The sequence below is a fragment of the Hydrogenimonas sp. genome (assembly GCF_029932565.1).
Taxonomy (GTDB): domain Bacteria; phylum Campylobacterota; class Campylobacteria; order Campylobacterales; family Hydrogenimonadaceae; genus Hydrogenimonas.
This window is the reverse complement of sequence record NZ_JAOZPV010000089.1, coordinates 1-6,071: the sequence shown is the minus strand read 5'-3', so window position 1 is coordinate 6,071 and position 6,071 is coordinate 1. Positions and strand designations below refer to the sequence as shown.

Annotated in this window: 8 protein-coding genes; 5 read left to right on the top strand and 3 right to left on the bottom strand. The window is 54.1% G+C overall.

Annotated elements, in window-relative coordinates; all coding sequences use genetic code 11:
- From Q1K24_RS08805 to Q1K24_RS08795, 3 genes are all read left to right on the top strand, one after another.
- Positions 1-654, top strand: a 654-nt coding sequence (locus Q1K24_RS08805; protein WP_300369024.1) for an OmpA family protein, incomplete at its 5' end; no start/stop codon positions are given.
- 9 nt (positions 655-663) lie between these two features.
- Positions 664-1,548, top strand: coding sequence for a hypothetical protein (locus tag Q1K24_RS08800; protein WP_300369021.1), 885 nt, complete (start codon positions 664-666; stop codon positions 1,546-1,548).
- Between the two features lie 73 nt (positions 1,549-1,621).
- Positions 1,622-2,113 carry a hypothetical protein gene (locus Q1K24_RS08795; RefSeq protein ID WP_300369018.1) on the top strand — a complete coding sequence of 164 codons (492 nt, stop codon included), beginning with the start codon at positions 1,622-1,624 and terminating at the stop codon, positions 2,111-2,113.
- A 6-nt stretch (positions 2,114-2,119) separates the two neighbouring features.
- Here the strand turns inward: Q1K24_RS08795 and Q1K24_RS08790 are convergent, their stop codons facing one another.
- Positions 2,120-2,614, bottom strand: coding sequence for a c-type cytochrome (locus Q1K24_RS08790; RefSeq protein WP_300369015.1), 495 nt, complete (start codon positions 2,612-2,614; stop codon positions 2,120-2,122).
- Positions 2,611-3,177 (bottom strand): dCTP deaminase, encoded by a 567-nt coding sequence (gene dcd / locus Q1K24_RS08785; RefSeq protein ID WP_300369012.1) that lies wholly within the window; start codon positions 3,175-3,177, stop codon positions 2,611-2,613. Before dcd ends, Q1K24_RS08790 begins: the two co-directional genes overlap by 4 nt.
- Before the next feature lie 69 nt (positions 3,178-3,246).
- Here dcd and accB point away from each other — a divergent pair, with 69 nt between their 5' ends.
- A complete protein-coding gene (gene accB / locus Q1K24_RS08780; protein WP_300369010.1) occupies positions 3,247-3,711 on the top strand; it encodes an acetyl-CoA carboxylase biotin carboxyl carrier protein in 465 nt (154 codons plus the stop codon).
- A 4-nt stretch (positions 3,712-3,715) separates the two neighbouring features.
- The gene (locus Q1K24_RS08775) at positions 3,716-5,053 is read left to right on the top strand and encodes an acetyl-CoA carboxylase biotin carboxylase subunit (RefSeq protein WP_300369007.1); all 1,338 of its coding nucleotides are present in this window, start codon (positions 3,716-3,718) and stop codon (positions 5,051-5,053) included.
- 102 nt (positions 5,054-5,155) lie between these two features.
- Here the strand turns inward: Q1K24_RS08775 and Q1K24_RS08770 are convergent, their stop codons facing one another.
- Complete coding sequence (locus Q1K24_RS08770) at positions 5,156-5,998, bottom strand: peptidylprolyl isomerase (RefSeq protein ID WP_300369005.1); 843 nt, start codon at positions 5,996-5,998, stop codon at positions 5,156-5,158.
- Positions 5,999-6,071: the final 73 nt, after the last annotated feature.

Genomic DNA, 6,071 nt, shown 5'->3' with positions numbered 1-6,071 from the left:
GTGGTCTTCTACGCCGACCGGCTGGAGCTTCGAAAGGTCGGGCGCATCCTGAACGCTCCCCATCCCAAAGAGAAGAGGATGCATATCGCCATCCAGGTGCGGCGGCATCAATACCGGGTATTTGCCGACGGCAAACGCCTTGTCTCGATCCCTTTCCACAAAACGGCCCACGGTTTTGAGTTTCAGATGTGGGAAACACCCGCATACGGAGCACTCATTTCAAACATCCGCGTTGCCAAATACACCGAAAAAGAGGCGAAACCCACACCCGAAAAGCTGGGTATCGGCGTGAAAAAGACCGAAGAGGGGATGAAGCTTACGGTGCCGGAGAAGGTGCTCTTCGATTTCAACGAGTTCATCCTCAAACCCGAAGCGAAGGAGGCACTCTCGGTCGTGGGCGACATCATACGCGAAAATCCGGCGAAAAAGATCGTCGTCACCGGCTACACCGACAATATAGGCTCGGAAACCTACAACCTCAAACTTTCCCTGCAGCGGGCCCAGTCTGTAGCCGACTATCTGATCTACTGTGAAAAGGTCGATCCGAAACTCTTCGGGATCGTCGGCAAAGGCAAGGCCGACCCGATCGCCGACAACGGAACCGAAGCGGGACGCGCGAAGAATCGCCGAGTCGAAATACGCATCATAGAGTAGGAAGAGACGATGAAAGGATGGAGGATTCTTGCGGTGCTCTCCCTGCCTCTGTTGCTGGCCGCCACAATTCCTATGGATGACCGGGTCACAGTGTGGCTCAATCGGCCCGGCGTGGAACTCAGATCGGTGCCGGCCGCCTGGCTTGAAAAGGTGCGCAAAAAGCTGGGGGCCGACGAGCTTCGGGTCGGAACCGACAGTGGCATCATCCGCATCGACCTCATCAAACAGCCGGAAGAGAAGGCCCAGAAAATAACCACCACTGCCGATCTGCGCACCTGGTTCATCGAAAAAGAGTGTCTCAAAGGGTGGGAGAGCTTCGGCAGATGTCTCAACGAGAATCGCAACAGGGCCGACGAAGTCCTCTACCACCACCTGGAGAAGGAGTTCGTCTCCAACGTGCAGTGCAGGGAAAGATGTGAAGATCCCTCGTTCAAAAAGTGGCGATTCCAGTGGGTTGCACCCGCCTACATGGAGCTGCAGGCCGACATCGGCACAAAGGGAGGCTTTGACACACTCGAAGATGCGAAGAAGAGCCTGCACCGGATCAACGGCCTGCTCAAAAAAGTGCTCTACGGCGCCCGGTTTCCCGAAGGTTTCGGTGAAGGGCGCACCGAATACGAAACCTTCGCCGTCGATATGGTGCAGGTACGGAATTTCGACTTCAAACATGGAATTCGGCGACTGCTCTGGCGTCTCAAAGAGGCGGGTTATCTGCATGGTATCGACGGAGGGGATATCGATGCCATGGAAAAGTCGGCGAAACCGGGTTACATGATCTACTACATCCCGCCCGAATGTACAGGAGGTGACATATCGGGCTGGTACGCCGTCTACAACTCGGCGCACATCCGGTTCGACCGCCGATACTGTCCGCGGATACGCATACTCCGATAGGAGAGATTCCACCGATCACTCCGATGCTTTCCCGGAGGATCTCGGTTCACCATTTCAACAAAGGAGGATAGAGATGAAAAAGACAACCCTTTTAGTGGGTGTCACGCTTCTTGCGGCAGCACTGGAGGCGGGCGCTCTGCCCGACTACAAGGTTCTGTGCGACAAGATCGGAGATATTCCCGGCTGGACCATGAGCCAGTGCGAGGGGATGAAAATGACCAACCCGATGATGGGGGACGTGGTTACTGCGACAAAAAGCTACACGAAGGGGGACGCCACAATCGAAACGACCGTCGTCAGCGGTATGCAGGCGATGATGATGTGGGGACCGTACAGTACCGGAACAGAGGTGGAGAACGACGAGGCGCTGGTGAAGATCGAGAAGGTCGACAACTTTACCGTCGGGATATCCTATGACAAACAAGAGCGCTCGGGCGGCATCGTGGTACAGCTCGCACCCAACGCCGTGCTCGCGGTGAATTTCGAGAACCTTGATTGGAAAGATGCCCTGGAGATGGTGAAGAAACTGGACTGGAAAGATCTCGCGGAGCAGTTCACACAGTGACGGCGGCTACCTTTTCGTCGCCTTGCGTATCCGGTGCTCGATACCAAGCATCGGATTGCGCGTGAGGTCGGGAAAGGTGCCGTGTACACCCTTTCCGTCTTCCCCGTGGCAGCCTCCGCAGTTGCTCACATAAAACGTATGTCCCTCTTTGACCCATTCGGGATGGGTCGGCTTCCGTCCCGCCAGCGTTGCGACATAGGCCGCGATTTTCGGAGCCGCCTTTTCATCGGCCATGTTGGCCGGCATATCGCCATAGGCGAAACCGAGTTTTTGGGACGAACCATGGTTGATGACATCTTCGACATACTGCTCCAGATATGCCACGGAGCGAAGTTCCTCGATGGTGCGTTCTGCCTCCCGCTCCCGACAGGTCAGACACTCTGCCGCCTCTTTTTCCGAAGCATGGTGATGCAGGGTTGTGGAACGGTGACGGGACTGGTTGACGTAAAAGGCGATGGCGACGAAAACGACAATCGTCAGCAGAACCAGTAATTGCCTCATATCTCATCCAGGATACGCGGCAGCGTGATGCCTCTCTGCGCCTGATATTTGCCCGCCTTGTCTTTGTAGCTCACTTCGCACGGTTCATCCCCTTCGAGAAAGAGGACCTGCGCAATCCCCTCGTTGGCATATATTTTTGCCGGTAGCGGCGTCGTGTTGGAAATTTCGATCGTGATGTGCCCCTCGAACTCCGGTTCGAACGGCGTCACATTGACGATGATGCCGCAGCGGGCGTAGGTGCTTTTTCCCAGACAGATCGCCAGGACATTGCGCGGTATGCGGAAATACTCCACGGTGCGCGCCAGTGCGAAGGAGTTGGGCGGTACGATGCAGACATCACCCTGAAAATCGACGACGTTGCGTTCGTCGAAATGTTTCGGATCCACCACTTCGGCATTGACATTGGTAAAGATCTTGAATTCGTCGCTGACCCGGATATCGTATCCGTAACTGCTGAGTCCGTAACTGACGACCCCTTTGCCGACCTGATCTTCGCAGAAGGGTTCGATCATCTTCTCCTTCAACGCTTTTTCACGTATCCAGCTGTCGCTTTTGAGCCCCATAAATCATCCTCTCAATATAATTTTGATATTATAGCCAATGTTACACTCAAATTTAATGTGGAGAAAAGCATGAATCTGAAAGAGATAAAAGACCTGATTAAAGTATTTAACGGCAGCAGCCTGAGCAAATTGAAGATCGAAAACGGCGACTTCGGTTTGACACTCGAAAAAGGGGGTGCTGCCGCACCGGCCGCTACTGTACCGGCACAACAAACGACAACAGCGGCACCGGCGCCGGCAGCAGCACCGACAGCTGCTGCGCAGCCTGCCGGAAAAGGGGAGCTTCCGGAGAATGCGGTCTACATTACCTCGCCGATGGTCGGAACTTTCTACCGCTCTCCGTCACCCGATTCACCTCCGTTCGTCAAAAAAGGCGATGTCGTCAAAAAAGGGCAGCCGCTCTGCATCCTCGAGGCGATGAAAATCATGAACGAGCTCGAGGCGGAGTACGACTGCAAAATCCTCGACATACTGGTCGAAGACGGTCAGCCGGTCGAATACGATATGCCGCTCTTCTTGGTCGAAAAGGTCTGATCAAATGGCTGAAATCAAACGTATTCTTATCGCCAACCGCGGTGAGATCGCGCTGCGGGCAATCCGTACAATCAAAGAGATGGGGAAAGAGGCCGTCGCCGTCTACTCGACTGCCGACAAAGATGCAAGCTATCTGCGTCTTGCGGATGCGACGATCTGCATCGGGGGACCCAAAAGCACCGAAAGTTACCTCAACATTCCCGCGATCATCGCGGCAGCCGAGGTCAGTGACTGCGATGCGGTTTTTCCAGGCTACGGCTTCCTGAGCGAAAACCAGAACTTCGTTGAAATCTGCAAATACCACAATATCAAATTCATCGGTCCAAGTGTCGACGTAATGGCGCTCATGAGTGACAAATCGAAGGCCAAGCAGGTGATGAAAGAGGCGGGTGTACCGGTCATTCCCGGAAGCGATGGCGCCATCAAAGATGTCGAAGAGGCGCGCAAACTGGCCAGAGAGATGGGCTTCCCCGTTATTCTCAAAGCGGCGGCGGGCGGCGGCGGACGCGGCATGCGTGTCGTCGAAGACGAAAGCTATATCGAAAATGCCTATCTCGCCGCCGAAAGCGAAGCGATCACGGCGTTCGGCGACGGCACGATCTACATGGAAAAATTTATCGAAAAACCGCGGCATATTGAAGTGCAGGTACTCGCCGACAGCCACGGCAACGCCGTGCATATCGGAGAGCGCGACTGCTCGATGCAGCGCCGACATCAGAAGCTGATCGAAGAGTCTCCCGCCCTTTTCCTCGATGATGAGACACGTGCACGCCTCCACGAAGCGGCCGTCAAAGCCACCAGACACATTGGCTACGAGAGCGCCGGAACCTTCGAGTTCCTCGTGGACAAGCACAAAAACTTCTATTTCATGGAGATGAACACGCGACTCCAGGTCGAACACTGTGTCAGCGAGATGGTCAGCGGCATCGACATCATCGAATGGATGATCCGCATCGCGGAGGGAGAGACCCTGTTCGACCAGAGCGACGTGCGGCTCGAGGGTCACGCCATCGAGTGCCGCATCACGGCGGAAGACCCCATTTCGTTCATGCCGTGTCCTGGCAAAATCAACAACTGGATCGCACCCGGCGGCAAAGATGTGCGCATCGACAGCCATGCCCATGCGGGATATATCATTCCACAGCACTACGATTCGATGATCGGCAAAGTGATCGTGTGGGACGAGAATCGGGACCGCGCCATTAAAAAAATGCGTCGGGCCATGGACGAATTCGAAGTGGGCGGCATCAAAACCGTCATCGACTTTCACCGAAAGATGATGCGCAACCCCGACTTTATCGAAAACAATTTCGACACCAAGTATCTCGAAGAACACCTTTGATTGGATGAGCAGGAAATAGGATACGGGGAACGGAGAGTTCTCTTATAGCGGCGGCCGAGGACCGTGCGCGCCCCGTTCACTGTTTACTGTTCACCATTGCTTTTACGGTGCCCGCAACACCTTGATGTTCGCGGCGGCCCGGAGCTTGTCGAAATGGCTCTTGATCGCCTCTTTGCGCTTCTCCTCCATCCATTTGGCATAAACCTGCTGTTTGACCTGATCGTATGGAAGAGGACGGGGATTGACGAACTCCTGAACGTAGAAGACGACATACTGCCCTTTGACGGGGATAATCTGTGTAAACTTTCCCTTGGGCGTCTGGGTCAGAAGAAAAAGCAGCTGCTGATTGACCTGATCGGATCGAATCATCTGCGCATTGCGGCTGACACCGGGAACCGAAGCCATCGGGTTTTGCATCGCCTCTTTCAGAGCCTTTCTGTCGGTTGCCGAATACTGAATCACCTGAATCGCCTCCGGAATCGAAAACTCGCCGATATGCAGCTGATAATATTCCTGAAGCGTCCCTTCACTCGGCGGTTGGATTTTCGTACTCAAAATCCGCTCATACAGCCTCTCCTGCAGCAGCTTCTCTTTCACCTGTTTCTTGTAGTCGCTCCAGTCAACACCCCGTTTCGCCATGATGGACCGAAGTTTCAGTGAATCGATCCCGCTCTTTTTTGCAATGCGCTCGATCTCCTGGTTGACATCGAACTCGTCCACCTCGACACCAAGCCGCTTGAGTTCCTCGTCCTTGAGCTTCTGTTTGATCATATATTCGACTGCTTTCTCTTTCGGCAGCCCCAGCTGTTTTTCGACTTTGTAGATCTCGTAAAGCGTAACGGGCTGGTCGTCGACCACGATGCTGACCGCATCGACAAGCCCTCCGACCACGGAAGAGACAGAGAGTATGAGTATAAAAAAAAGTGAATGGAATCGTTTCATCATGATGGTTGAACGCCTCTGAAAAAATTTGAAATATTATTGTATCAGCTTTTCTCTAAAAGAAACTAGAACCCAT

Coding starts and splice junctions, on each gene's coding strand:
- accB (WP_300369010.1), top strand. CDS start 3,247: ATGAATCTGAAAGAGATAAAAGACCTGATTAAAGTATTTAACGGCAGC.
- Q1K24_RS08790 (WP_300369015.1), bottom strand. CDS start 2,614: ATGAGGCAATTACTGGTTCTGCTGACGATTGTCGTTTTCGTCGCCATC.
- Q1K24_RS08770 (WP_300369005.1), bottom strand. CDS start 5,998: ATGATGAAACGATTCCATTCACTTTTTTTTATACTCATACTCTCTGTC.
- dcd (WP_300369012.1), bottom strand. CDS start 3,177: ATGGGGCTCAAAAGCGACAGCTGGATACGTGAAAAAGCGTTGAAGGAG.
- Q1K24_RS08800 (WP_300369021.1), top strand. CDS start 664: ATGAAAGGATGGAGGATTCTTGCGGTGCTCTCCCTGCCTCTGTTGCTG.
- Q1K24_RS08775 (WP_300369007.1), top strand. CDS start 3,716: ATGGCTGAAATCAAACGTATTCTTATCGCCAACCGCGGTGAGATCGCG.
- Q1K24_RS08795 (WP_300369018.1), top strand. CDS start 1,622: ATGAAAAAGACAACCCTTTTAGTGGGTGTCACGCTTCTTGCGGCAGCA.